We start from the raw sequence: 296 nt of genomic DNA, 5'->3' as shown, positions 1-296 counted from the left end.
AGCATCTGTTCGACGTGCTGGACATGAACGCGCTTCGCGGGCGCCCGGTCCTGGTCGCCGCGACCGCCAAGGCACCGAGCCACGAATTGATGATCGACCACCAGTTTCGACCGCTGCTTGCCTTCTTTCGGGCGAACGTGGTGGCCGGGTCCGTTTATGCCCTGGACCACGATTTCGGGCCGGAGAACGAACCGACGGCGGGACTGCGTCAGCGGATCGCGACGGCCGTGGGAACGCTTGTCGCCGCGGTGCGCTGAGCTGGATTGCTGGAGTCGGTTGGCTCAGCCTTCGTGAAG

1 protein-coding gene is annotated in these 296 nt (G+C 65.2%); it reads left to right on the top strand.

What is annotated here, in order from left to right; translation table 11 throughout:
* Positions 1-257, top strand: a 257-nt coding sequence (locus tag EN818_RS31920) for an NAD(P)H-dependent oxidoreductase (RefSeq protein WP_189524014.1), incomplete at its 5' end; no start/stop codon positions are given.
* Between the last annotated feature and the right edge of the window lie 39 nt (positions 258-296).

This window comes from Mesorhizobium sp. M3A.F.Ca.ET.175.01.1.1 (assembly GCF_004791945.1).
Taxonomy (GTDB): domain Bacteria; phylum Pseudomonadota; class Alphaproteobacteria; order Rhizobiales; family Rhizobiaceae; genus Mesorhizobium.
The sequence above is the reverse complement of the archived record's forward strand: the minus strand, read 5'-3'. Positions and strand labels throughout refer to the sequence as shown.